The 23,658-nt window shown below is 59.6% G+C and carries 23 protein-coding genes; 2 read left to right on the top strand and 21 right to left on the bottom strand.

Going from position 1 to position 23,658, the window contains the following annotated elements:
- Nucleotides 1-148 precede the first annotated feature (148 nt).
- The 21 genes from glmS to rpmH form a co-directional block, all read right to left on the bottom strand.
- Nucleotides 149-1,984, bottom strand: a complete 1,836-nt coding sequence (gene glmS / locus KY379_RS22315; RefSeq protein ID WP_261241845.1) for a glutamine--fructose-6-phosphate transaminase (isomerizing) — start codon at nt 1,982-1,984, stop codon at nt 149-151.
- Nucleotides 1,985-1,986: 2 nt separating this feature from the next.
- Nucleotides 1,987-2,763, bottom strand: coding sequence for a DeoR/GlpR family DNA-binding transcription regulator (locus KY379_RS22320; protein ID WP_133325634.1), 777 nt, complete (start codon nt 2,761-2,763; stop codon nt 1,987-1,989).
- Between the two features lie 175 nt (nt 2,764-2,938).
- The gene (glmU, locus tag KY379_RS22325) at nt 2,939-4,306 is read right to left on the bottom strand and encodes a bifunctional UDP-N-acetylglucosamine diphosphorylase/glucosamine-1-phosphate N-acetyltransferase GlmU (protein ID WP_196171437.1); all 1,368 of its coding nucleotides are present in this window, start codon (nt 4,304-4,306) and stop codon (nt 2,939-2,941) included.
- Nucleotides 4,307-4,418: 112 nt separating this feature from the next.
- Complete coding sequence (locus KY379_RS22330) at nt 4,419-4,844, bottom strand: F0F1 ATP synthase subunit epsilon (RefSeq protein WP_043214185.1); 426 nt, start codon at nt 4,842-4,844, stop codon at nt 4,419-4,421.
- Between the two features lie 44 nt (nt 4,845-4,888).
- Nucleotides 4,889-6,265, bottom strand: a complete 1,377-nt coding sequence (gene atpD, locus KY379_RS22335; RefSeq protein ID WP_009684662.1) for a F0F1 ATP synthase subunit beta — start codon at nt 6,263-6,265, stop codon at nt 4,889-4,891.
- Between the two features lie 27 nt (nt 6,266-6,292).
- Nucleotides 6,293-7,153: a F0F1 ATP synthase subunit gamma gene (gene atpG / locus KY379_RS22340; RefSeq protein WP_133325638.1), complete on the bottom strand. Its 861-nt coding sequence runs from the start codon at nt 7,151-7,153 to the stop codon at nt 6,293-6,295.
- 48 nt (nt 7,154-7,201) lie between these two features.
- Nucleotides 7,202-8,746 carry a F0F1 ATP synthase subunit alpha gene (gene atpA, locus KY379_RS22345; RefSeq protein ID WP_133325640.1) on the bottom strand — a complete coding sequence of 515 codons (1,545 nt, stop codon included), beginning with the start codon at nt 8,744-8,746 and terminating at the stop codon, nt 7,202-7,204.
- Between the two features lie 21 nt (nt 8,747-8,767).
- On the bottom strand, nt 8,768-9,304 hold the full coding sequence (locus KY379_RS22350) for a F0F1 ATP synthase subunit delta (RefSeq protein ID WP_133325642.1): 537 nt from the start codon (nt 9,302-9,304) through the stop codon (nt 8,768-8,770).
- 12 nt (nt 9,305-9,316) lie between these two features.
- A complete protein-coding gene (locus KY379_RS22355; protein WP_003260032.1) occupies nt 9,317-9,787 on the bottom strand; it encodes a F0F1 ATP synthase subunit B in 471 nt (156 codons plus the stop codon).
- 58 nt (nt 9,788-9,845) lie between these two features.
- The gene (atpE, locus tag KY379_RS22360) at nt 9,846-10,103 is read right to left on the bottom strand and encodes a F0F1 ATP synthase subunit C (protein WP_003097235.1); all 258 of its coding nucleotides are present in this window, start codon (nt 10,101-10,103) and stop codon (nt 9,846-9,848) included.
- Between the two features lie 145 nt (nt 10,104-10,248).
- Nucleotides 10,249-11,118, bottom strand: a complete 870-nt coding sequence (atpB, locus tag KY379_RS22365) for a F0F1 ATP synthase subunit A (protein ID WP_023383137.1) — start codon at nt 11,116-11,118, stop codon at nt 10,249-10,251.
- A gap of 16 nt (nt 11,119-11,134) precedes the next feature.
- The gene (locus KY379_RS22370) at nt 11,135-11,542 is read right to left on the bottom strand and encodes a F0F1 ATP synthase subunit I (RefSeq protein WP_133325644.1); all 408 of its coding nucleotides are present in this window, start codon (nt 11,540-11,542) and stop codon (nt 11,135-11,137) included.
- 149 nt (nt 11,543-11,691) lie between these two features.
- Nucleotides 11,692-12,564, bottom strand: coding sequence for a ParB/RepB/Spo0J family partition protein (locus tag KY379_RS22375; RefSeq protein WP_136917298.1), 873 nt, complete (start codon nt 12,562-12,564; stop codon nt 11,692-11,694).
- A 9-nt stretch (nt 12,565-12,573) separates the two neighbouring features.
- Nucleotides 12,574-13,365, bottom strand: coding sequence for a ParA family protein (locus tag KY379_RS22380; RefSeq protein ID WP_133325648.1), 792 nt, complete (start codon nt 13,363-13,365; stop codon nt 12,574-12,576).
- Between the two features lie 18 nt (nt 13,366-13,383).
- Nucleotides 13,384-14,034, bottom strand: a complete 651-nt coding sequence (gene rsmG, locus KY379_RS22385; RefSeq protein WP_133325650.1) for a 16S rRNA (guanine(527)-N(7))-methyltransferase RsmG — start codon at nt 14,032-14,034, stop codon at nt 13,384-13,386.
- Nucleotides 14,031-15,923: a tRNA uridine-5-carboxymethylaminomethyl(34) synthesis enzyme MnmG gene (gene mnmG / locus KY379_RS22390; RefSeq protein ID WP_261241859.1), complete on the bottom strand. Its 1,893-nt coding sequence runs from the start codon at nt 15,921-15,923 to the stop codon at nt 14,031-14,033. Before mnmG ends, rsmG begins: the two co-directional genes overlap by 4 nt.
- 513 nt (nt 15,924-16,436) lie before the next feature.
- The gene (gene mnmE, locus KY379_RS22395; RefSeq protein ID WP_261241861.1) at nt 16,437-17,807 is read right to left on the bottom strand and encodes a tRNA uridine-5-carboxymethylaminomethyl(34) synthesis GTPase MnmE; all 1,371 of its coding nucleotides are present in this window, start codon (nt 17,805-17,807) and stop codon (nt 16,437-16,439) included.
- Nucleotides 17,808-17,891: 84 nt separating this feature from the next.
- Nucleotides 17,892-19,574 carry a membrane protein insertase YidC gene (gene yidC / locus KY379_RS22400; RefSeq protein WP_261241862.1) on the bottom strand — a complete coding sequence of 561 codons (1,683 nt, stop codon included), beginning with the start codon at nt 19,572-19,574 and terminating at the stop codon, nt 17,892-17,894.
- Nucleotides 19,575-19,576: 2 nt separating this feature from the next.
- Nucleotides 19,577-19,822, bottom strand: coding sequence for a membrane protein insertion efficiency factor YidD (yidD, locus tag KY379_RS22405; protein ID WP_011536514.1), 246 nt, complete (start codon nt 19,820-19,822; stop codon nt 19,577-19,579).
- A complete protein-coding gene (rnpA, locus tag KY379_RS22410; RefSeq protein ID WP_133325900.1) occupies nt 19,815-20,219 on the bottom strand; it encodes a ribonuclease P protein component in 405 nt (134 codons plus the stop codon). The genes yidD and rnpA overlap by 8 nt, the downstream gene beginning before the upstream one ends.
- A 13-nt stretch (nt 20,220-20,232) precedes the next feature.
- Nucleotides 20,233-20,367 (bottom strand): 50S ribosomal protein L34, encoded by a 135-nt coding sequence (rpmH, locus tag KY379_RS22415; protein ID WP_003253163.1) that lies wholly within the window; start codon nt 20,365-20,367, stop codon nt 20,233-20,235.
- A 607-nt stretch (nt 20,368-20,974) separates the two neighbouring features.
- On the opposite strand from rpmH, the gene dnaA reads away from it, so the two are divergent.
- On the top strand, nt 20,975-22,507 hold the full coding sequence (gene dnaA, locus KY379_RS22420; protein WP_133325658.1) for a chromosomal replication initiator protein DnaA: 1,533 nt from the start codon (nt 20,975-20,977) through the stop codon (nt 22,505-22,507).
- Nucleotides 22,508-22,547: 40 nt separating this feature from the next.
- Nucleotides 22,548-23,651 (top strand): DNA polymerase III subunit beta, encoded by a 1,104-nt coding sequence (gene dnaN, locus KY379_RS22425; protein ID WP_261241866.1) that lies wholly within the window; start codon nt 22,548-22,550, stop codon nt 23,649-23,651.
- Nucleotides 23,652-23,658: the final 7 nt, after the last annotated feature.

Raw genomic sequence — 23,658 nt, forward strand, 5'->3', positions numbered from 1 at the left:
ACCTCACAGCCCTGGCCAAGGCACTGCTCGACGATGCTGAGATCGGGCTGATGAAGGCCAAGGCCGTTTGACGAAAATGCCCCGCAGGCGTAAGCCTGCGGGGCATTCAAAGGATGATGCGAGCAACCACGACGCGACCGTCAGCGCCTCACTCCACCGTCACCGACTTCGCCAGGTTCCGCGGCTGATCCACATCCGTACCCTTCAACACCGCCACGTAATACGACAGCAACTGCAGCGGGATGGTGTAGAGAATCGGCGCCAGGGCATCGGCGATATGCGGCACCTTGATCACATGGGTACCTTCGCCATTGGTCATACCCGCCTGTTCATCGGCGAACACCACCAGCTCACCACCCCGCGCACGGACTTCCTGCAGGTTCGACTTCAGCTTCTCCAGTAGTTCGTTGTTCGGCGCCACGGTCACCACCGGCATGTCGCTGTCCACCAGCGCCAGCGGGCCATGCTTGAGCTCACCGGCCGGGTAGGCTTCGGCATGGATGTAGGAGATCTCCTTGAGCTTGAGCGCACCTTCCATCGCCACCGGGTACTGCGCGCCTCGGCCGAGGAACAGGGTGTGGTGCTTGTCGGCGAACAGCTCGGCGGTCTTTTCCACAGTGCTGTCCATGGCCAGGGCTTCGCCCAGACGGGTCGGCAGGCGACGCAGCTCCTCGACCAACTCGGCTTCCACCCCGGCCTCGAGGGTCCCGCGTACCTGGCCGAGGGCCAGGGTCAGCAACATCAGCGATACCAACTGGGTAGTGAAGGCCTTGGTCGAGGCTACGCCGATTTCCGGACCGGCCAAGGTCAGCAAGGTCAGGTCAGACTCACGCACCAACGAGCTGATGCCGACGTTGCAGATCGCCAGGCTGCCGAGGAAGCCCAATTCCTTGGCATTGCGCAGGGCGGCCAGGGTGTCTGCGGTTTCGCCGGACTGGGAGATCGAGACGAACAGGGTGTCAGGCTGGACCACCACCTTGCGGTAGCGGAACTCGCTGGCGACTTCGACTTGGCAAGGAATACCAGCAAGGCTCTCGAGCCAGTAACGGGCGACCATACCGGCGTGATAACTGGTGCCGCAGGCGACGATCTGCACGTTGCGCACCTTGGCGAACAGCTCGGCCGCCTGTGGACCGAAGGCCTGCACCAGCACGTGGTCCTTGCCCAGGCGCCCTTCCAGAGTCCGCTGTACCACAGCCGGCTGCTCGTGGATCTCCTTGAGCATGAAATGACGATAGGCACCTTTGTCGGCAGCCTCGGCGCCTTCGTGGTATTGCACCACCTCACGCTGAACCGGGTCACCGGCCTGGTTCCAGATGGTCACCTGGTCGCGGCGAATCTCGGCGATGTCACCCTCCTCCAGGTACATGAAGCGGTCGGTGACCTGACGCAACGCAAGCTGGTCGGAGGCCAGGAAGTTCTCGCCATGGCCCAGGCCGATCACCAGCGGGCTACCGCTGCGGGCGGCGACCAGGCGGTCGGGTTGTTTCACGCTGATCAACGCCAGGCCGTACGCACCGTGCAGGCGCTTGATTGCCGCCTTGAGCGCGCCGGCAAGGTCCGGAATGGACTTGAGGGTGTGGTGGATCAGGTGGACGATCACCTCGGTGTCGGTCTGCGAGGCGAACACGTAGCCCAGGTCCTTGAGCTCTTCACGCAGTTCTTCGTGGTTTTCGATGATGCCGTTGTGCACCACGGCAACTTCGTTGCCGGAGAAATGCGGGTGGGCATTGCCTTCGGTCGGCGCACCGTGGGTGGCCCAGCGGGTATGGGCGATGCCCAACTGGCCGATCAGTGGGTCGGCGGTATTGGCCGCCTCAAGCTCGGCGACCTTGCCGATGCGACGCAGACGCTGGAGCTCGCCTTGCTGGGTGTAGACGGCCAGACCGGCACTGTCGTACCCGCGGTACTCCAGGCGCTTGAGGCCTTCGATCAGGATGGCGGTGATGTTGCGCTCGGCTACTGCTCCGACGATTCCACACATAGTCATTGCTCCTGGCTGATCGCGGCACAGATCAGATTGATGCCGCGGGCTTGTATCTGTTCGCGTGCCGCTGCGGGCAGGCGTTCGTCTGTAATCAGGGTGCTCACGCTGCTCCAGGGCAGCTCGAGGTTGGGGATCTTTCGCCCGACCTTATCGGACTCGACCATCACGATCACTTCACGGGCGACTTCGGCCATGACCCGGCTCAGGCCGAGCAGTTCGTTGAAGGTGGTGGTGCCACGGGTAAGGTCGATCCCATCCGCGCCGATGAAAAGCTGGTCGAAATCGTAGGAGCGTAGTACCTGCTCGGCGACCTGGCCCTGGAACGACTCGGAATGCGGGTCCCAGGTGCCGCCGGTCATCAACAGCACCGGCTCGTGTTCGAGTTCGCTGATGGCGCGGGCGACGTTCAACGAGTTGGTCATCACGACCAAACCGGGTTGGCGCCCTAGCTCCGGGATCATGGCGGCAGTGGTGCTGCCGCTGTCGATGATGATGCGGGCGTGTTCGCGAATGCGTGCGACCGCAGCGCGGGCGATGGCCTTCTTGTAGGCCGATACCGGTTGCGCGGTTTCACCGAGCATCTCCTGTGGTACAGGCACCGCTCCACCGTAGCGACGCAGCAGCAGGCCGTTGGCCTCCAGGGCGGCGAGGTCCTTGCGGATGGTCACTTCCGAGGTCTCGAAGCGCCGTGCCAAGGCGTCCACGCTCACCTCGCCCTGCTCGTTGAGCAAGGCCAGGATATTGTGACGACGCTGAGGGGTATTGCGTTTCGACATGAGCGCTTAAGTTTCGATTCGAAAGATAATGGTTGCAATCAAAACCTAAGATCATCGATTCGTCAAGCTGTGGATAAGTTTAAAGACGAATTCGTCCCCTGTAGGAGCGGTAAAGCAATAAAAAAGCCGACTTATGCACATAAGTCGGCTTTCGATCGAAGCAGCTGTGTATAACTCAGCTCTTCTTGATCTTCTCGGGACGCTTCCACCCATCGATGTTGCGCTGACGCGCCCGCGCCACGGCCAACTGACCTGCTTCCACGGTCTGGGTAACGGTCGAACCGGCTGCGGTAGTCGCGCCATCCTTGATATCCACAGGCGCCACCAACGAATTGTTGGACCCGATGAACACGTCCTCCCCCATCACGGTCTTGAACTTGTTGGCGCCATCGTAGTTGCAAGTGATGGTACCGGCACCAATGTTGGTGCGTGCGCCGACCTCGGCATCACCCAGGTAGGTCAGATGGCCGGCCTTGGCGCCTTCGCCCAGGTGTGCATTCTTCAACTCGACGAAGTTACCCACATGGGCCTTGGCGTCCAGCACACTGCCCGGGCGCAGGCGAGCGAACGGGCCGGCATCGCTGCCCTCGCCCATCACCGCGCCTTCCAGATGGCTGTTGGCTTTGACGACCACACCCTTGCGCAAGGTGCTGTTCTTGATCACACAGTTCGGGCCAATCTGCACGTCATCCTCGATGACGACCTTGCCTTCGAGAATCACGTTGATGTCGATCAGCACATCACGCCCAACCGTTACCTCACCGCGCACGTCGAAACGTGCCGGATCACGCAGCGTCACCCCCTGGGCCATCAGTCGGCGGGCTTCACGCAGCTGGTAATGGCGCTCGAGTTCGGACAGCTGGCGACGGTCGTTGGCGCCCTGCACTTCCATCGGGTCATGGGGCTGTTCGGTGGCCACCACCAGGCCGTCGGCCACGGCCATGGCGATGACGTCGGTCAGGTAGTACTCGCCTTGGGCATTGTCGTTGGACAGACGGCTCATCCAGTCAGCCAGGCGGGCGGCTGGCAAGGCAAGGATGCCGGTATTGCCTTCCTTGATCGCCTTCTGCGCGTCGGTTGCGTCCTTGTGCTCGACGATGGCGGTCACCTGACCTTGGGCGTCGCGCACGATGCGGCCGTAGCCGGTAGGGTCCTGCAAGGTCACGGTCAGCAGGCCGAGCTGCTGGTCGCTGACCTTGGCCAACAGACGCTGCAGGGTTTCCACCTCGATCAGCGGTACGTCGCCGTAGAGCACCAGCACGGTGTCGGCAGTGATCGCCGGCAGGGCCTGGGCCACGGCGTGGCCGGTACCCAGCTGCTTGTCCTGCATGACGAAGTTCAGGTCGTCGGCGGCCAGGCGCTCACGCACCAGCTCGGCGCCGTGGCCGATCACCACGTGAATGCCCTGCGGCTGCAACTGGCGAGCGCTGTGGATAACATGGCCGAGCATGGAGTTGCCGGCGACCGGGTGGAGCACCTTGGGCAGCGCCGAGCGCATACGGGTACCTTGGCCGGCGGCGAGGATAACGATATCGAGTGACATTGACTGGCTACCAATCCGGGGCGGTCAGACACGACCGACTGAGGGGGAACAGAAAAAGAAAAAGGGTAGCCGATGGCTACCCTTTTTCTCAATCTACATGAAGCCAGCGGTGTTAGCCGCCGAACTTCTTGCGGATCTGCTGGACGGTGCGCAGCTGGGCTGCGGCCTCGGCCAGACGTGCGGATGCGGCTGAGTAGTCGAAATCCGCGCCTTTCTCATGCAGGGCCTTCTCAGCTGCCTTGACGGCATCCTGAGCGGAGGCTTCGTCCAGGTCGGCGGCACGTTGCACGGTATCGGCGAGTACCTTGACCATGTTCGGCTGCACTTCGAGGAAGCCACCAGAGATGTAGAACACCTCGCGATCGCCACCCTGCTTGGTCAACGTGATCGGACCTGGTTTCAGATTGGTGATCAGCGGCGCGTGGCCCGGAGCGATACCCAGATCGCCCAGGTTGCCGTGCGCAACCACCATCTCGACCAGACCGGAGAAGATTTCTCCTTCCGCGCTGACGATATCGCAATGGACTGTCATAGCCATCTGCTTGCCTCAACCTGATTAGCGCCCCTTGCGGGGCGCCGGGATTACAGTTTCTTGGCTTTCTCGATCGCTTCGTCGATGCTGCCGACCATGTAGAACGCTTGTTCTGGCAGGTGGTCGTAGTCACCTTTGAGGATGCCGCTGAAGCCAGCGATGGTGTCTTTCAGGGACACGTACTTGCCTGGCGAGCCGGTGAAGACTTCGGCCACGAAGAACGGCTGCGACAGGAAGCGCTGGATCTTACGAGCACGGGCAACCAGTTGCTTGTCGCTTTCGGACAGTTCGTCCATACCCAGGATCGCGATGATGTCCTTCAGCTCTTTGTAGCGCTGCAGAACATACTGAACGCCACGAGCGGTCTCGTAGTGCTCGTTGCCGATCACGTTCGGGTCCAGCTGGCGCGAAGTCGAGTCCAGTGGGTCGACCGCTGGGTAGATACCCAGGGAGGCGATGTCACGGGACAGAACGACGGTGGCGTCCAAGTGGGCGAAGGTGGTGGCTGGCGACGGGTCGGTCAAGTCGTCCGCAGGTACGTATACGGCCTGAACGGAGGTGATCGAACCTTCCTTGGTGGAGGTGATGCGCTCTTGCAGAACGCCCATCTCTTCAGCCAGGGTCGGCTGGTAACCTACCGCCGACGGCATACGGCCCAGCAGTGCGGATACTTCGGTACCGGCCAGGGTGTAACGATAGATGTTGTCGACGAACAGCAGAACGTCGTTACCTTCGTCACGGAACTTCTCGGCCATGGTCAGGCCGGTCAGCGCTACGCGCAGACGGTTTCCTGGTGGCTCGTTCATCTGACCGTAGACCAGCGCTACTTTGTCGAGAACGTTGGAGTCCTTCATCTCGTGGTAGAAGTCGTTACCCTCACGAGTACGCTCACCCACACCAGCGAACACGGAGTAACCGCTGTGTTCCATGGCGATGTTACGGATCAGTTCCATCATGTTAACGGTCTTGCCGACACCGGCACCACCGAACAGACCAACCTTACCACCCTTGGCGAACGGGCAAACCAGGTCGATAACCTTGATGCCGGTTTCCAGCAGGTCGTTGCCGCCTGCCTGGTCAGCGAACGAAGGCGCTGGCTGGTGGATACCGCGACGCTCTTCTTCGCCGATCGGGCCGGCTTCGTCGATCGGGTTGCCCAGAACGTCCATGATGCGGCCCAGAGTGGCCTTACCAACAGGAACGGAGATGGCAGCGCCGGTGTCGACGACATCCAGACCGCGCTTCAAGCCTTCGGTGGAGCCCATCGCAATGGTACGAACCACGCCGTCGCCCAGCTGCTGCTGAACTTCGAGGGTGGTTTCCGCGCCTTGTACTTTCAGCGCGTTGTATACACTCGGCACGACGTCACGTGGGAATTCCACGTCGATGACGGCGCCGATGATTTGAACGATACGTCCGCTACTCATAGCTGGATCCTCTGAATATGTGAACCGTTAAACCGCGGCAGCGCCGCCGACGATTTCCGAGATCTCCTGGGTGATCGCAGCCTGACGCGCCTTGTTGTAGATCAATTGCAGCTCTTTGATCAAATCACCGGCGTTGTCTGTGGCGTTCTTCATGGCGATCATCCGGGCCGCTTGTTCAGCAGCGTTGTTCTCGACCACCGCCTGGTAGACCTGAGACTCCACGTAACGCACCATCAAGCCGTCCAGCAGCTCTTTTGCGTCGGGTTCGTACAGGTAATCCCAGTGATGCTTGAGATCCTGATCCGGGGTTGCCACCAACGGTACCAATTGCTCGACCGTCGGTTGTTGGGTCATGGTGTTGATGAACTTGTTCGAAACCACCGAGAGGCGATCGATGCGGCCGTCCAGGTAGGCGTCCAGCATCACTTTGACGGAGCCGATCAGATCGTTGATCGATGGCTCTTCGCCCAAGTGGCTGATCGCAGCTACGACGTTGCCGCCAAAGTTACGGAAGAATGCCGCACCCTTGCTGCCGATCACGCACAGGTCGATTTCAACGCCCTGTTCGCGGTTTACGTTCATGTCCTTGACCAGGGCCTTGAACAGGTTGGTGTTCAAGCCACCGCACAGACCACGGTCACTGCTCACCACGATATAACCGGCGCGCTTTACAGGGCGCTCGATCATGAACGGGTGGCGGTATTCCGGGTTGGCGTTGGCCAGATGACCGATTACCTGGCGGATACGCTCCGCGTAAGGACGGCTAGCAGCCATGCGCATTTGTGCCTTGCGCATCTTGCTGACCGCCACTTTCTCCATGGCGCTGGTAATTTTTTGCGTGCTTTTGATGCTCGCAATCTTACTGCGAATCTCTTTTGCGCCTGCCATGTATCACCTATCAGGTTAGCAAGCGGGGGCCAGGGCCCCCGCTGCGGCTTACCAGGTCTGGGTGGCCTTGAACTTCTCGATACCGGCTTTCAGGCCTGCGTCGATTTCGTCGTTGAAGTCACCCTTCACGTTGATCTTCGCCATCAGTTCAGCGTGATCACGGTTGAAGAAGGCGATCAGCGCTTGCTCGAAGCTGCCGACCTTGGAGACTTCTACGTCAGTCAGGAAACCACGCTCAGCGGCGTACAGCGACAGAGCCATGTCTGCGATGGACATCGGCGCGTACTGCTTCTGCTTCATCAGCTCGGTTACGCGCTGACCATGCTCCAGCTGCTTGCGGGTCGCTTCGTCCAGATCGGAAGCGAACTGGGCGAATGCAGCCAGTTCACGGTACTGAGCCAGAGCGGTACGGATACCACCGGACAGCTTCTTGATGATCTTGGTCTGAGCGGCACCACCTACACGGGATACCGAAACACCGGCGTTCACTGCAGGGCGGATGCCCGAGTTGAACATGGCCGATTCCAGGAAGATCTGACCGTCGGTGATCGAGATCACGTTGGTCGGAACGAACGCGGAAACGTCGCCAGCCTGAGTTTCGATGATCGGCAGGGCGGTCAGGGAACCGGTCTTGCCAGTGACTGCGCCATTGGTGAACTTCTCGACGTACTCTTCCGAAACGCGGGAAGCACGCTCCAGCAGACGGGAGTGGAGATAGAACACGTCACCTGGGTACGCTTCACGTCCTGGTGGACGGCGCAGCAGCAGGGAGATCTGACGGTAGGCAACGGCCTGCTTGGACAGGTCATCGTAAACGATCAGGGCATCTTCACCGCGGTCACGGAAGAATTCGCCCATGGTGCAGCCAGCGTAAGGAGCCAGGAACTGCAGCGCAGCGGATTCCGAAGCACTGGCAACGACCACGATGGTGTTGGCCAGGGCGCCGTTCTCTTCCAGCTTGCGAACGATGTTGGCGACGGTGGAGCGCTTCTGACCGACAGCAACATAAACACAGAAAATACCGGAGTCTTTCTGGTTGATGATGGCGTCGATGGCCATGGCGGTCTTACCGATCTGACGGTCACCGATGATCAGCTCGCGCTGGCCACGGCCGACAGGAATCATGGCGTCGACGGATTTGTAGCCAGTCTGTACAGGCTGGTCTACCGACTTACGCCAGATCACGCCCGGAGCGACTTTCTCGACCGCGTCGGTCTGAGTGTTGCCCAGTGGACCTTTGCCATCGATCGGGTTGCCCAGTGCGTCAACGACGCGACCCAGCAGTTCCTTACCGACCGGAACTTCCAGGATGCGGCCGGTGCACTTGGCGCTCATGCCTTCGGCGAGGGTGTCATAGGCACCCAGGATCACTGCACCTACGGAGTCTTGCTCCAGGTTCAGGGCCATGCCGTAGACGCCACCGGGGAATTCGATCATTTCGCCGTACATGACGTCGGCCAGACCGTGGATTCGCACGATACCGTCGGATACCGAAACAACGGTACCTTCGTTACGGGCTTGGGAGCTCACATCGAGGTTGTCGATGCGGCCCTTGATAATTTCACTAATTTCGGAAGGATTGAGTTGCTGCATTGCTCTGCTGCCCCTTCAAACTCAAGATTTCAATGCTTCGGCCAGTTTCGCGATCTTGCCGCGAACAGAGCCATCGATTACCAGGTCACCTGCGCGGATGACGACGCCGCCAATCAGGCTGGCATCCTCCGACGCGTGCAGGCGCACTTCCTGGCCTAACCGTGCACTGAGAACCTTGGCGAGTTTGTCTTGCTGTTCTTGGTCCAACGCGAAGGCACTGGTGACTTCCACGTCCACGGATTTCTCTTGCTCGGCCTTGTACAGGTCGAACAGGGCGGCAATCTCCGGCAGAAGCAGGAGACGGTCGTTTTCCGCGGCAACATGAATGAAATTCTGTGCCTGTGCATTGAACTTGTCACCGCACACGTCAATGAACGTGGCGGCCTTTTCTGCGCTCGTCAGTCGCGGGGCCTTGAGCAGGCGCTGCATGGTGTCGTCTTGCGACACCGCAGCAGCCAGGCCGAGCATGGCTGACCAATTGGCCAGTTGCTGATGGGCCTGGGCATGCTCAAAGGCAGCCTTAGCGTAAGGTCGGGCCAACGTGGTCAGTTCTGCCATGATCGCCCTCGCTTAAATTTCAGCGGCCAGTTTGTTAACCAGCTCCGCATGCGCGTTTTGATCGATTGTGGCGCCAAGGATCTTTTCAGCACCACCAACGGCCAGAGCACCCACTTGGGCACGCAGAGCGTCTTTAGCGCTGTTCAGTTCCTGTTCGATCTCGGCCAGAGCCTGAGCCTTCACACGGTCAGCTTCGACGCGGGCCTGATCACGGGCTTCCTCGACAAGCTGAGCAGCGCGTTTCTTGCTTTGCTCAATGATTTCGGCTGCCTGTGCTTTAGCTTCACGCAGTTGCTGACCCGCTTTCTCTTGGGCCAGCTCCAGGTCGCGAGCTGCGCGGTTGGCAGCGTCCAAGCCGTCAGCAATCTTCTTTTGGCGCTCTTGCAGAGCAGTGATGACCGGAGGCCATACGTACTTCATGCAGAAGAGTACAAAAATCAGGAAAGCAACGGATTGGCCAATCAGGGTTGCATTAATGTTCACGCCAACACCTCGCTCGGTCTTTGTCCATCACATCAATCAACTCGTTGGAAACGAGTGATTAGCCGGCGATCTGACCTACGAAGGGGTTCGCGAAGGTGAAGAACAGGGCGATACCAACACCGATCATGGTTACGGCGTCGAGCAGACCGGCAACGATGAACATTTTGACCTGCAGCATCGGGACCATTTCAGGCTGACGAGCAGCGCCTTCCAGGAACTTGCCGCCCAGCAGGCCGAAACCAATGGCGGTACCCAGAGCACCCAGGCCGATCAGCAGAGCAACAGCGATAGCGGTCAGACCAACTACAGTTTCCATCTTTCCTCCCGACTTTTACGTCGTATTGGTTAGGTTTTTAGTTTGAAGCGGTAAAACAAATCGTTTGGTACAGCTGCCCTTGCGGACTTTATAAAGCCTTCCCCCCAAACGAGCGGGGAAGGCTATTCAGACACGCCAGGCGGTCTTAATGGTTATCTTCGTGAGCCATCGACAGGTAGACGATGGTAAGCATCATGAAGATGAAGGCTTGCAGGGTGATGATCAGGATGTGGAACACAGCCCACGCCCACTGCAGCACCACGCCCAGGCCGCTGAGCCAGAGGATGCCTGCGCCGAACATCACGGCGATCAGGATGAACACCAGTTCGCCGGCGTACATGTTGCCGAACAGACGCAGTGCCAGCGAGATCGGCTTGGCGATCAGGGTGACGAATTCCAGCAGGAAGTTCACCGGGATCAGCAGGATCTGCACGAAGATGTTCTTGCTGCCGAACGGGTGCAGGGTCAGCTCACCGATGAAGCCGCCCAGGCCTTTGACCTTGATGCTGTAGAAGATGATCAGGGCGAACACGCAGAAGGCCATGGCCAGGGTCGCGTTCGGGTCGGTGGTCGACACGGCGCGGAACGGAATGTGCGGATCACCGGAGATCAGGATGGCCAGTTGAGGAATCCAGTCGACCGGTACCAGGTCGATGGCGTTCATCAGGAACACCCAGACGAAGATGGTCAGTGCCAGTGGGGCGATCACTGGGCTACGGCCGTGGAAGGAGTCCTTCACGCTGCCGTTGACGAAGTCCACCAGGACTTCCACGAAGTTCTGCAGACCGCCTGGTTGGCCGGAAGTCGCCTTCTTGGCCGCCATGCGGAAGATGAACAGGAAGATCAGACCCAGCGCGACGGACCAACCCAGGGTGTCCAGGTGGAACGCCCAGAAGCCCATTGCCTTGGCTTCTGCAGCCGAATGGGCGAAGCCCCAGCTGCCGTCTGGTAGTTGACCGTAGGTCAGGTTCTGCAAGTGGTGCTGGATATAGCCCGAAGCGGTTTCTGCTGCCATGGTTGCCTCAAACGCCCTAAGGTCTCGAAAGTCTTTTATTCATCAGCAGGGGCGCGAACCAGCTGACCAAAAGGGTCAGCACGAAGACGCCGAATACTGCCAACGGCGCCAATGGCTTCACTCCTGCAAAGGTCAGTGCGAACAGCACTGCCGTCAAAATCATCTTGCCTGCCTCGCCCGCGTAAAACGACTTGACGATGGCCTGCGCTGCCCGGGCTCCGCTAAAGCGGAATGCCTTCCAGGCGAAATACACGTTGGGCAGCCAGGCGATCAGACCTCCGCAGAGACCCGAGTAACCACTGACTCCCCCTTGCCACTGCCACAACACCAAGGTTGCCGACAGAAACACGATGCATTGGGCCAGCAGTACGGGAAAAACCGCCCAGCGATGGAAAGGCAAGCGGTTTGGCGTGCGTATTTCCATCACAACTGCTCCTTCGAAGTCGACCAACAAGTCAGCTATGACTTGGCATAATTTGTGCCGACAAAATGCGCGCAGAGTATAGGGGTGGATTAACCCCTATTCAACTATTGGGTAGTGATTTCCGACTGCGCGCTACAACTGGAATTGTTTCAGCGGATGTGAGCAAGCACGCCTTGCAACTCGTCAAGCGAGTTATAACGAATAACCAACTGGCCTTTGCCCTTGTTGCCGTGGCGAATCTGCACGGCAGAGCCCAGGCGCTCTGCGAGCCGCTGTTCAAGGCGTGCGATATCCGGATCGGGCTTGCTCGGTTCGACCGGATCAGGTTTGTCGCTGAGCCACTGGCGCACCAGTGCCTCAGTTTGGCGCACGGTCAGACCACGTGCGACAACATGACGCGCCCCCTCTTCCTGACGATCTTCTTCCAGACCGAGCAAGGCACGAGCGTGGCCCATCTCCAGGTCGCCATGGGCGAGCATGGTCTTGATCGCCTCGGGCAGTGAAATCAGGCGCAGCAAGTTGGCCACGGTCACCCGCGACTTGCCGACGGCATCGGCAACCTGTTGCTGGGTCAGTTCGAATTCCTGCTGCAGGCGCTGCAGTGCCAGGGCCTCTTCCAGTGGGTTGAGGTCCTCGCGCTGGATGTTCTCGATCAGCGCCATGGCGATGGCGGCTTCGTCAGGCACCTCGCGGACCATGGCCGGAACGGTATCCAGGCCGGCCTGCTGAGTGGCGCGCCAGCGGCGCTCGCCGGCGATGATCTCGTAGCGGTTGTCACCAATGGGGCGAACCACGATCGGCTGCATCACGCCATGGGTGCGAATCGAGTGCGCCAGTTCTTCCAGCGCCTGCGGGTCCATGTCGCGGCGCGGCTGGTATTTGCCGCGCTGGATCAACTCGACGGGCAAGTGTTGCAGTTCTTTCTGGTCGATCTTGACAGCCTGCTCTTCGAGCGCGCTGACGGAAGGACCACTGAGCAGTGCATCCAACCCACGTCCGAGTCCCCGTTTCTTAACGGCCATGCGGATTCCTTAAGTTGTTAGTGCAGTGCGTGACTGACGGCGTTGCCGGCGGACCATTTCCCCGGCCAGGGCCAGGTAGGCCAGCGCGCCGCGCGATTGCTTGTCGTAGGCCAGTGCAGGCATGCCGAAACTCGGCGCCTCGGCCAGACGAATGTTGCGCGGGATCACCGTGTCGTACAGCTGCTCGCCGAAATGCTCCTTGAGCTGGGCCGAAACGTCGTTGTTCAGGCTCAACCGCGGATCGTACATGGTCCGCAGCAGGCCTTCGATTTTCAGCTCAGGGTTCAGACGGGCGGCAATCCGCTTGATGTTATCCACAAGGTCGCTGAGACCTTCCAGTGCGTAGTACTCGCACTGCATGGGGATAATTACCCCGTCAGAGGCGACCAATGCGTTCAGTGTCAGCATCGACAGCGACGGCGGGCAGTCGATCAGGATGAAGTCGTAGTTCTCGCGGATCGGCGCCAGCGCGTTGCGCAGGCGGCTCTCCTTGACCTGCATCTCCAGCAGTACCACTTCCGCGGCGGTCAGGTCGCGGTTGGCCGGCAGCAGTTGGTAGCCGCCGTGCTCGGAGTAATGCATGGCCTGGGTGAGATCGCATTCGCCGATGAGCAGGTCGTAGACCGAGTGCTCGAGCTCGTGCTTGTCCACACCGCTGCCCATGGTCGCGTTGCCCTGCGGATCGAGGTCGATCAGCAGCACACGACGCTTGGTCGCAGCCAGCGATGCAGCGAGATTGATACAGGTGGTGGTCTTGCCCACACCACCTTTCTGGTTCGCGATTGCGAATACCTTAGCCATTGTTGCGTGTGTTCCCAGTCAAGCCTTGCGGCGCAGTATCAGCAGATGGCGCTGGCCCTGGCAACCCGGAACGGTCAGGGCCTGCTCGCTTTCCACTGTGAAGTCTGCGGGCAATGCTACCAGTTCATCGGCAGGATGCAGCCCCTTCATTGCAAGCCATTGCGTCCCGGTGTCGCCCAGATGGCGGGTCCAGTTGGTGAAATTCTCCATGCTGCTGAAGGCGCGGGAGATGATGCCGTCGAACGGTTGTGCAGGCTGGAAGGCTTCGACCCGGCTGTGGATAACCGTGAGGTTGTCCAGCTTGAGCTCCATTTTCACCTGGGTCAGGAAGCGGGTTTTCTTGCCGTTGGCGTCGAGCACCGTCACCTGCCTGTGCGGATGCAGGATCGCCAGAGGGATTCCAGGCATACCACCGCCACTGCCGACATCCAGCCACCGCTCACGCTCGCTGTGGATAAACGGCATGACACTCAGGCTGTCGAGCAGATGGCGGGACACCATTTCATCGGGATCGCGCACGGCGGTCAGGTTGTAGGCTTTGTTCCATTTGATCAACAGGGCCAGGTAACCCAACAGCTTCTCGTGCTGCTCGGCGCCAAGCTCGACACCGAGCTGGCGCGCACCTGTGGACAACTCTTCAGCGTGTTGCGGGGTGACCAGGGAACTCAAGCGCTTTGCTCCAATTCGCGGCCAGCGCCGCGTTTTTTCAGATGTATCAACAACAGGGAAATCGCCGCCGGGGTGACACCGGGAATGCGCGAAGCCTGGCCCAAGGTTTCCGGGCGGGTCTGGCCGAGCTTGCCCTGGATCTCCTTGGACAGGCCGGAAATGGTGGTGTAGTCGATATCCACAGGCAGGCGGGTGTCTTCGCTGGCACGCAGCCGGGCGATCTCGTCTTGCTGGCGATCGATATACCCCGCGTACTTGGTCTTGATCTCGACCTGCTCGGCAATCTGTGGATCGATCACCTCACCCCCCGTCGCCTCGATCAGGCCAGCGTAGTCGATTTCCGGACGGGCCAGCAGGTTGAGCAGACTGTACTCGTGGCTCAGCGGCGTGCCGAACTTATCCACAATAGCCTGGCCCAGGTCGGTATTCGGCCGCACCCAGGTGGATTTCAGGCGTTGTTCCTCACGCTCGATACCATCGCGCTTGGCGCAGAAGGCGGCCCAGCGCTCATCGTCGATCAAACCCAGCTCGCGGCCTTTTTCGGTCAAGCGGAGATCGGTGTTGTCCTCGCGCAGAATCAAGCGGTACTCGGCGCGCGAAGTGAACATGCGGTACGGCTCTTGAGTTCCCAGGGTGATCAGGTCGTCAACCAATACGCCGATGTACGCCTCGTCGCGACGTGGGCACCAGCTTTCGCGGCCCTGGGCGCGGAGCGCGGCGTTGGTCCCGGCCAGCAGGCCCTGAGCGCCGGCTTCTTCGTAACCGGTGGTGCCGTTGATCTGGCCGGCGAAGAACAGACCGCCGATGACCTTGGTCTCGAGGCTGTACTTGAGGTCACGCGGGTCAAAGTAGTCGTACTCGATAGCGTATCCCGGACGCACGATATGGGCGTTTTCCATACCGCGGATCGAGCGCACCAACTCCAGCTGCACATCGAATGGCAGCGAAGTGGAAATACCGTTGGGGTACAGCTCGTGGGTGGTCAGGCCTTCCGGCTCGATGAACACCTGGTGGCTTTCCTTGTCGGCGAAGCGATGAATCTTGTCTTCGATCGACGGGCAGTAACGCGGACCGACGCCTTCGATCACACCAGAGTACATCGGAGACCGGTCGAGGTTCGAGGCAATGATCTCGTGGGTGCGGGCGTTGGTGTGGGTAATCCAGCAACTGACCTGACGCGGGTGCATCTGCGCGTTGCCCATGAAGGACATCACTGGGATCGGCGTGTCGCCGGGTTGCTCGGTCATGACCGAGAAGTCCACGGAGCGACCATCGATCCGCGGTGGGGTACCGGTTTTCAGGCGACCGACGCGCAGCGGCAGTTCACGCATGCGGTGAGCCAAGGCGATCGAAGGTGGATCGCCGGCGCGGCCACCGGAATGGTTCTGTAGCCCGATGTGGATAAGACCACCGAGGAAGGTGCCTGTGGTGAGGACCACGGATTCGGCGAAGAAGCGCAGACCCATCTGGGTGACCACACCTTTGACCTGGTCTTGTTCGACGATCAGGTCGTCGCAGGACTGCTGGAATATCCACAGGTTGGGTTGGTTTTCCAGGATCTCCCGCACCACCGATTTGTAGATGGCGCGGTCGGCCTGGGCGCGAGTAGCGCGCACCGCCGGGCCCTTGCGGTTATTCAGGATACGGAACTGGATGCCGCTCTTGTCGGTAGCCAGCGCCATGGCGCCGCCGAGCGCATCGATCTCCTTGACCAGATGGCTTTTACCGATGCCACCGATGGCCGGGTTGCAGCTCATGTGACCGAGGGTTTCCACGTTGTGGGTCAGCAGCAGGGTTTTCACACCCATGCGTGCAGACGCAAGCGCAGCCTCGGTACCGGCATGGCCGCCGCCGATGACGATCACTTCAAAACGGGAAGGGAAATCCACCACGCACCTCGTGCCTGTTTTGCGAATAGAGAAGATAAGCGGACAAGTATAGGGACTTAACCCCCTGCAAAGGAACCTTCTGAGCAAAATTTGAACAGTCTGTGGATGAGTGGCAGACAACAGAAATCAAAGAAGAGAAATTTATAAAAGCTTTGTTTTTATGTTTATTCTTATGCACAGCCTTTTCTGTGGATAAGATGCTGCATCCCTTTATCGACGTGCTGTACAGAGAAACTAAACCCTGTGGCTTAGCGACCCTGAGGGCTATGGATAACGTCATTCAGCCTGTGGATTAAATGCCTGTTTACCCACAAGCGTGATTGTCCTCAACAAAAAAGCCCGGTTATCAACGGAGCTGAAGGTCGGTTATCCACAGACCTCCTGAGGGCGTCATCGTGCCTGTGCATGAAATACCTTGAAGCATTTTTCCGCTCATCCTCGCCATCTGCACAATTCACAGGCAAAAAAAAGCCGCCCCCGAAGGAGCGGCTTTGGTCAGCCAGTGGCTGTGGATTATTTACCGATGCAGAAACTCGAGAAGATGCGCCCCAGCAAGTCATCGGAGCTGAACGCGCCGGTGATTTCACCCAATGCCTGCTGCGCTTGCCGCAAATCTTCGGCCAGCAGCTCGCCTGCGCCGGCCAGGGTCAGTTGGGCGCGTCCGTGCTCCAGGTGCGAGCTGGCTTGGCGCAGCGCATCCAGATGACGCCGTCTGGCGCTGAAACCGCTTTCTGCGGTCTGCTCATAACCCATGCAAGCTTTGAGGTGGTCGCGCAGTAGCTGGAGACCTTGATCATCGCCCTTGGCGCTCAAGGTGATGGTGACATGGCCGTCATCACATTGTTCCAGGGCAACCCGCTCGCCGCTGAGATCAGCCTTGTTGCGAATCAGCGTGACCTTGGCGGCGTCTGGCCGTTGGTCGAGAAATTCCGGCCACAACGCGAAGGGATCGTCGGCCTCGGGCGCGGTCGAGTCCACCACCAACAACACGCGGTCCGCCTCGCCGATGGCTTTGAGCGCACGTTCCACGCCGATTTTTTCCACATGATCATCGGTGGTACGTAAGCCGGCAGTATCGACCACGTGCAGGGGCATGCCGTCGATGTGGATATGTTCGCGAAGAATGTCCCGGGTGGTGCCGGCGATATCGGTGACGATCGCGGCCTCGCGCCCGGCCAGCTGGTTCAGCAGGCTCGATTTACCGGCGTTGGGCCGGCCAGCAATCACCACGGTCATCCCGTCACGCAGCAAGGCGCCCTGCCCGGCCTCACGCTGGACTGTGGACAACTCCGCACGCACGGCATCGAGCATCGACAACACGTGGCCGTCGGCAAGGAAGTCGATTTCCTCCTCTGGGAAGTCGATCGCTGCTTCCACGTAGATACGCAGCGCAATCAACGCCTCGGTCAGGTTGTGCACACGTTTGGAGAATTCGCCCTGCAGCGAGCGCAAGGCGTTGCGGGCAGCCTGGCTGGAACTGGCTTCGATCAGGTCGGCGATCGCTTCGGCCTGAGCCAGGTCGAGCTTGTCGTTGAGAAATGCACGTTCGCTGAATTCGCCTGGGCGCGCCAGTCGGCAGCCGACTTGTACACAGCGCTGTAGCAGCATGTCCAGCACCACGGGACCGCCATGGCCCTGTAGTTCGAGCACATCCTCACCGGTGAACGAGTTGGGACCGGGGAAGAACAGCGCGATGCCTTCATCCAGCACCAACCCCTGCTCGTCACGGAACGGCCCATAGTGGGCATGGCGCGGCGTCAGTGTGCGGCCGGTGATCAACTGCCCGGCCTGGCTGGCCAGCGGTCCGGACAGCCTGACGATACCGACCCCGCCGCGGCCCTGGGCGGTGGCGATGGCAGCAATGGTTTCACGCACAGTGTTCATGCTCGAGAGCCTCTACGACAAAACGACAGATAGCAAAAACGCCCCCGAGGGGGCGTTTTATTCACAGGCTAGCGTAGTAGCCCGTTATGCAGCAGCTTTTTTGCTCGCTGCTTCGATGCTGCGGGTGATGTACCACTGCTGTGCGATCGACAGGCAGTTGTTCACAACCCAGTACAGCACCAGACCAGCCGGGAACCACAGGAAGAAGAAGGTGAAGATGATCGGCATCATTTTCATCACCTTGGCCTGCATCGGATCGGGCGGAGTCGGGTTCAGACGCTGCTGGATGAACATGGTCGCGCCCATGATGATCGGCAGGATGAAGAACGGATCCTTGATCGACAGGTCGGTGATCCACAGCATCCACGGAGCCTGACGCATCTCGACGCTTTCCAGCAGTACCCAGTACAGCGACAGGAACACTGGCATCTGCACCAGGATCGGCAAGCAGCCACCCAGCGGGTTGATCTTCTCTTTCTTGTACAGCTCCATCATCGCCTGAGACATCTTCTGGCGATCGTCACCGAAGCGCTCCTTCAGTGCAGCAAGTTTCGGCGAAACGGCACGCATACGCGCCATCGAACGGTAGCTGGCAGCCGACAGTGGGAAGAACAGACCCTTGATGAGCATGGTCAGGACGATGATCGACCAGCCCCAGTTGCCCAACAGGCTGTGGATATGTTGCAGCAGCCAGAAGATCGGCTGGGCGATGAACCACAGGAAACCGTAGTCGACAGTCAGCTCCAGGCCTGGGGACAGTTCCTTGAGCTTGGACTGGATCTTGGGACCGGCGTACAGCATCGCGCTGGTCTCGACCTTGCCGCCAGCCGGAACGCTGATGGTCGGGCCGGTATAGCCGATGATGTAGTTGCCTTGGCTGTCCTTGCGGGTCTGGACGGTGTTGGTATCCGACTTGGCAGGTACCCAGGCGGTCACGAAGTAGTGCTGCAGCCAGGCAACCCAGCCACCAGAAACGCTTTCTTTCAGGCCACCCTTGTCGATGTCTTTCATCGACACTTTCTTGTACGGCTCAGACGCTGTCCACATGGCCGCGCCCAAGTAGGTGGCGGTGCCGGTGGCAGTGCTCGACGATGGGTCGGAGCTGGCGTCACGCTTAAGCTGGGCAAACATGTTGCCGTTCCAGGTCTGGGTGCTCTGGTTGTCGATCAGGTAGGTGACGTTGAGGTCGTACTCACCGCGCTTGAAGCTGAAGCGCTTGATGTAGTTGACGCCGTTGTCACTGAACTTGAGGTCGACCACCAGTTGTTCCTGACCATCGGCCAGCTGGTAGCTGCGTTGTTCGGCAGCGTACAGGGGGCGACCGGAAGGACGGGCGTCCGGGCCGTTGGCGCCGGTCAGGCCGCTTTGTGCCAGGTAGACGCGCTCGCCGCCGTTGTCGAACAGCTGGAACGGAATGTCCGGATGGTCTTGGCGACGTGGGTATTTCGGCAGGGTCAGTTGGACGATGTCACCACCGACCGGATCGATAGCCAGGTCCAGGACATCGGTCTTGACCCGGATCAGGTCCTTGCTGGTCGCGACCGGGGCAAGTTCCGCAGGGCTGGATTCGGCATTAGCGCTCGGCACATCGGCGCTGGCGCCGGCGGAACCGGCCGGCACGCCATCGGGCAAGGCCGGGGCTTGGGTGCTGGCAGCAGTATGCTGAGTCGGCAGAGCAGCCTGACCGTAGTCCTGGTTCCACTTGAGGACCATGACGTAGGACACGATTGCCAGGGCGACGATCAGGATCGTGCGTTTAATATCCATGATTACTCGGCTATCGAAGAAGTTCGGGAGGAAGGAGCGGGTGGAACGGGATCGAAACCGCCGTCGTTCCACGGATGACAACGCCCCAGGCGACGAACGGCTAGCCACCCACCACGCAAGAGGCCATGGTTTTCGATGGCTTCATAGGCGTAACAGGAGCAACTGGGGTAGAAACGACAGTGGCTGGCCATCAGGGGACTGATGGCATAACGGTAAAACTGGATCGGAACGAGTGCCAGTTTACGCATTTCGGCTGTCTACCCCTGCGGAATCGGCGTTTGCCTCTGGCTTAGGCCGGCTACGGGCCAGGCGTTTCCAGAGCTTGCCAAAGTGTTGGTGCAATTCCGGGTTTTCTATCTCACCCAATCCCTTGCGCGCGACGATCACGATGTCCAGGCCAGCGAGCATCTGCTGGTTCAGACGAAAGGAATCGCGCATCAGGCGCTTTAGGCGATTGCGTTGAACAGCGAGCTTGACGCTCTTCTTACCGATCACCAGGCCAAGGCGTGGATGATCGAGACCGTTCTCGCGTGCAAGGATCAGCAGGTTTTTCCCTGGAACCTTGCCGGTTGGGGAGTCGAAGACCGCTTTGAAGTGCCGGGGTGTAAGCAGTCGCTTTTCCCGACTGAAGTCCTGACTCACCACCTGTGCCGAAAAATCAAATGGCCAGACGCTTACGGCCTTTGGCACGACGACGCGACAGAACAGCACGGCCGTTCTTGGTAGCCATACGGGCACGGAAGCCGTGGGTGCGAGCGCGCTTGATGGTGCTTGGTTGGAAAGTACGTTTCATGGCGTGTTACCTGGGTTTGTCGACTACGGGCCGGAATGGCCCCCTTTTTAAGAGATCGGCGATTCTAGAGAAAGCAAGCCCATAGGTCAATTTCCAACCAGCCTTTCCTTGCCGGACGGTGTTGCTGAACAGGTAAGTAGTGGACCCTCGAGATGTCAGGCAGCGGTCGGCTTGGGGCAGGCAAGCAGATCGACAAACACTTAAAAAAAGAAGAGACATATAAAAAGCTTTTCTGAAGAACTTATAGATCTTAAGTGGATAACCTTCTGTGGATAACTAGTTGCAGCCCTTTATTCATGGGCTGTACAGAAAATCGAAACCTTGTCGGTAACAGGTGCCGCGCTTGTGCTGGACATGGGTAGAACCTGTGGAACGAATGCGTGCTTATCCACAGGCGAGTTATCAACAGGCTGGTGACCAGGGTTGTGCATAGCCCTCATGGTGGGTTATCCACAGACCTTATTCACCGAGTCGAAAAGACATTTCGGTCGCTAAATGGCTGTTTTGTCGCGATTCCTAGCGTTTCCACATGTGGATAAGTGCGCTCTCGACCGGTACAATGGCGGTTTGTTTTTGCCTCATCCGGCTTTCAACTCAGGGGATATCCGTGTCAGTGGAACTTTGGCAGCAGTGCGTGGAGCTTCTGCGCGACGAACTGCCTGCCCAGCAATTCAACACCTGGATCCGTCCGCTACAGGTCGAAGCCGAAGGCGACGAGTTGCGCGTCTATGCGCCTAACCGTTTCGTTCTCGATTGGGTCAATGAAAAGTACCTGGGGCGTTTGCTCGAGCTGCTGGGTGAGCAAGGCAGTGGGATGGCGCCTGCCCTTTCCTTATTAATAGGCAGCCGTCGCAGTTCCGCGCCACGCGCGGCGCCCAATGCGCCGGTCAGCGCCGCAGTGGCAGCTTCGCTGGCGCAGAGCCAGGCCAAGCCAGCTGCAGCGGTGGCCATGCCTGTGGAACCCGCTGCGGCACCTGTCGCCGAGCCCACGCCGGTCAATGACGATACAGAGACGTCTTCTCGTGATAGCTTCGACGCCATGGCCGACAACGCTCCTGCGCCGTCTGCAACGGGACGTACCGAACAACGCACCGTGCAGGTCGAGGGGGCGCTCAAGCACACCAGCTACCTGAACCGCACCTTCACCTTCGAGACCTTCGTGGAAGGTAAGTCGAACCAACTGGCGCGCGCGGCTGCCTGGCAGGTCGCCGACAATCCCAAGCATGGCTACAACCCGCTGTTCCTCTATGGCGGCGTTGGCCTGGGCAAGACCCACTTGATGCACGCGGTCGGCAACCATCTTTTGAAGAAAAATCCGAATGCCAAGGTGGTTTACCTGCATTCCGAGCGGTTCGTTGCCGATATGGTGAAGGCGCTGCAGCTCAATGCCATCAATGAATTCAAGCGTTTTTACCGTTCGGTGGACGCATTGCTGATCGATGACATTCAGTTCTTCGCACGCAAGGAGCGTTCGCAGGAGGAGTTTTTCCACACCTTCAACGCCCTGCTCGAAGGCGGTCAACAGGTGATTCTCACCAGCGACCGTTATCCGAAGGAGATCGAAGGCCTTGAAGAGCGCCTGAAGTCTCGTTTCGGCTGGGGCCTTACCGTGGCGGTAGAGCCGCCCGAGTTGGAAACCCGCGTAGCGATCCTGATGAAGAAAGCCGACCAGGCCAAGGTCGAGTTGCCTCACGATGCCGCGTTCTTCATCGCCCAGCGTATCCGTTCCAACGTGCGTGAACTTGAAGGCGCGCTCAAGCGCGTCATTGCACACTCCCACTTCATGGGCCGCGACATCACCATCGAGCTGATTCGCGAATCGCTGAAAGACCTGCTCGCCCTGCAGGACAAGCTGGTGAGTGTGGATAACATTCAGCGCACGGTAGCCGAGTACTACAAGATCAAGATCGCCGATCTATTGTCCAAGCGCCGTTCACGCTCTGTTGCGCGCCCGCGCCAGGTAGCCATGGCACTGTCGAAGGAGCTGACCAACCACAGTCTGCCGGAGATCGGCGACATGTTCGGTGGTCGGGACCACACCACGGTGTTGCACGCCTGCCGCAAGATCAACGAATTGAAGGAATCCGACGCGGACATCCGCGAGGACTACAAGAACCTGCTGCGCACGCTGACGACCTGATGGGCGTCGGCGCAGCTTATTGAAGGCAAGGGACTAGACCATGCATTTCACCATTCAACGCGAAGCCCTGTTGAAACCTCTGCAACTGGTCGCCGGTGTCGTCGAGCGCCGTCAGACCTTGCCGGTGCTGTCCAACGTACTGCTGGTCGTGCAAGGCCAGCAGCTGTCGTTGACCGGTACCGACTTGGAAGTCGAGCTGGTTGGTCGGGTACAACTGGAAGAGCCGGCCGAGCCGGGCGAGATCACTGTCCCGGCGCGTAAGCTGATGGACATCTGCAAGAGCCTGCCCAGCGATGCGCTGATCGACATCAAGGTCGATGAGCAGAAGCTGCTGGTCAAAGCTGGCCGCAGCCGCTTCACCCTGTCGACCCTGCCGGCCAACGACTTCCCCACCGTTGAGGAAGGCCCTGGCTCGCTGACCTGCAACCTCGAGCAGAGCAAGTTGCGTCGCCTGATCGAGCGCACCAGCTTCGCCATGGCGCAGCAGGACGTCCGTTACTACCTCAACGGCATGTTGCTGGAAGTGTCGACCGACACCCTCCGCGCCGTGGCTACCGATGGTCACCGTCTAGCACTGTGCTCGATGCAGGCGCAGATCGGCCCATCCGATCGCCACCAGGTCATCGTTCCACGCAAGGGCATCCTGGAACTGGCTCGCCTGCTCACCGACCCCGAAGGTATGGTCAGCATCGTCCTCGGCCAGCACCACATTCGTGCCACCACCGGCGAGTTCACCTTCACTTCCAAGTTGGTGGATGGCAAGTTCCCCGACTACGAGCGCGTGCTGCCCAAGGGCGGTGACAAGCTGGTGCTGGGTGATCGCCAGGCGCTGCGTGAGGCATTCAGCCGTACCGCGATTCTGTCCAACGAGAAGTACCGCGGTATTCGGCTGCAACTGGCGGCCGGTCAGCTGAAGATTCAGGCCAACAACCCCGAGCAGGAAGAGGCAGAAGAAGAAATCAGCGTCGATTACGATGGCAGCTCGTTGGAGATCGGTTTCAACGTCAGCTACCTGTTGGACGTGCTGGGTGTGATGACGACCGAGCAGGTGCGCCTGATTCTGTCGGATTCCAACAGCAGCGCCCTGTTGCAGGAGGCTGGCAATGACGACTCGTCCTACGTTGTCATGCCGATGCGTCTGTAACCCGTAA

Source organism: Pseudomonas sp. HD6422 (assembly GCF_025377065.1).
GTDB classification, from domain to species: domain Bacteria; phylum Pseudomonadota; class Gammaproteobacteria; order Pseudomonadales; family Pseudomonadaceae; genus Aquipseudomonas; species Aquipseudomonas putida_U.

Excerpts from the sequence above, each read along its gene's own strand:
- glmS (WP_261241845.1), bottom strand. The coding sequence starts at position 1,984 with ATGTGTGGAATCGTCGGAGCAGTAGCCGAGCGCAACATCACCGCCATC.
- KY379_RS22320 (WP_133325634.1), bottom strand. The coding sequence starts at position 2,763 with ATGTCGAAACGCAATACCCCTCAGCGTCGTCACAATATCCTGGCCTTG.
- glmU (WP_196171437.1), bottom strand. The coding sequence starts at position 4,306 with ATGTCACTCGATATCGTTATCCTCGCCGCCGGCCAAGGTACCCGTATG.
- KY379_RS22330 (WP_043214185.1), bottom strand. The coding sequence starts at position 4,844 with ATGGCTATGACAGTCCATTGCGATATCGTCAGCGCGGAAGGAGAAATC.
- atpD (WP_009684662.1), bottom strand. The coding sequence starts at position 6,265 with ATGAGTAGCGGACGTATCGTTCAAATCATCGGCGCCGTCATCGACGTG.
- atpG (WP_133325638.1), bottom strand. The coding sequence starts at position 7,153 with ATGGCAGGCGCAAAAGAGATTCGCAGTAAGATTGCGAGCATCAAAAGC.
- atpA (WP_133325640.1), bottom strand. The coding sequence starts at position 8,746 with ATGCAGCAACTCAATCCTTCCGAAATTAGTGAAATTATCAAGGGCCGC.
- KY379_RS22350 (WP_133325642.1), bottom strand. The coding sequence starts at position 9,304 with ATGGCAGAACTGACCACGTTGGCCCGACCTTACGCTAAGGCTGCCTTT.
- atpE (WP_003097235.1), bottom strand. The coding sequence starts at position 10,103 with ATGGAAACTGTAGTTGGTCTGACCGCTATCGCTGTTGCTCTGCTGATC.
- atpB (WP_023383137.1), bottom strand. The coding sequence starts at position 11,118 with ATGGCAGCAGAAACCGCTTCGGGCTATATCCAGCACCACTTGCAGAAC.
- KY379_RS22370 (WP_133325644.1), bottom strand. The coding sequence starts at position 11,542 with ATGGAAATACGCACGCCAAACCGCTTGCCTTTCCATCGCTGGGCGGTT.
- KY379_RS22375 (WP_136917298.1), bottom strand. The coding sequence starts at position 12,564 with ATGGCCGTTAAGAAACGGGGACTCGGACGTGGGTTGGATGCACTGCTC.
- KY379_RS22380 (WP_133325648.1), bottom strand. The coding sequence starts at position 13,365 with ATGGCTAAGGTATTCGCAATCGCGAACCAGAAAGGTGGTGTGGGCAAG.
- mnmE (WP_261241861.1), bottom strand. The coding sequence starts at position 17,807 with ATGAACACTGTGCGTGAAACCATTGCTGCCATCGCCACCGCCCAGGGC.
- yidC (WP_261241862.1), bottom strand. The coding sequence starts at position 19,574 with ATGGATATTAAACGCACGATCCTGATCGTCGCCCTGGCAATCGTGTCC.
- yidD (WP_011536514.1), bottom strand. The coding sequence starts at position 19,822 with ATGCGTAAACTGGCACTCGTTCCGATCCAGTTTTACCGTTATGCCATC.
- rpmH (WP_003253163.1), bottom strand. The coding sequence starts at position 20,367 with ATGAAACGTACTTTCCAACCAAGCACCATCAAGCGCGCTCGCACCCAC.
- dnaN (WP_261241866.1), top strand. The coding sequence starts at position 22,548 with ATGCATTTCACCATTCAACGCGAAGCCCTGTTGAAACCTCTGCAACTG.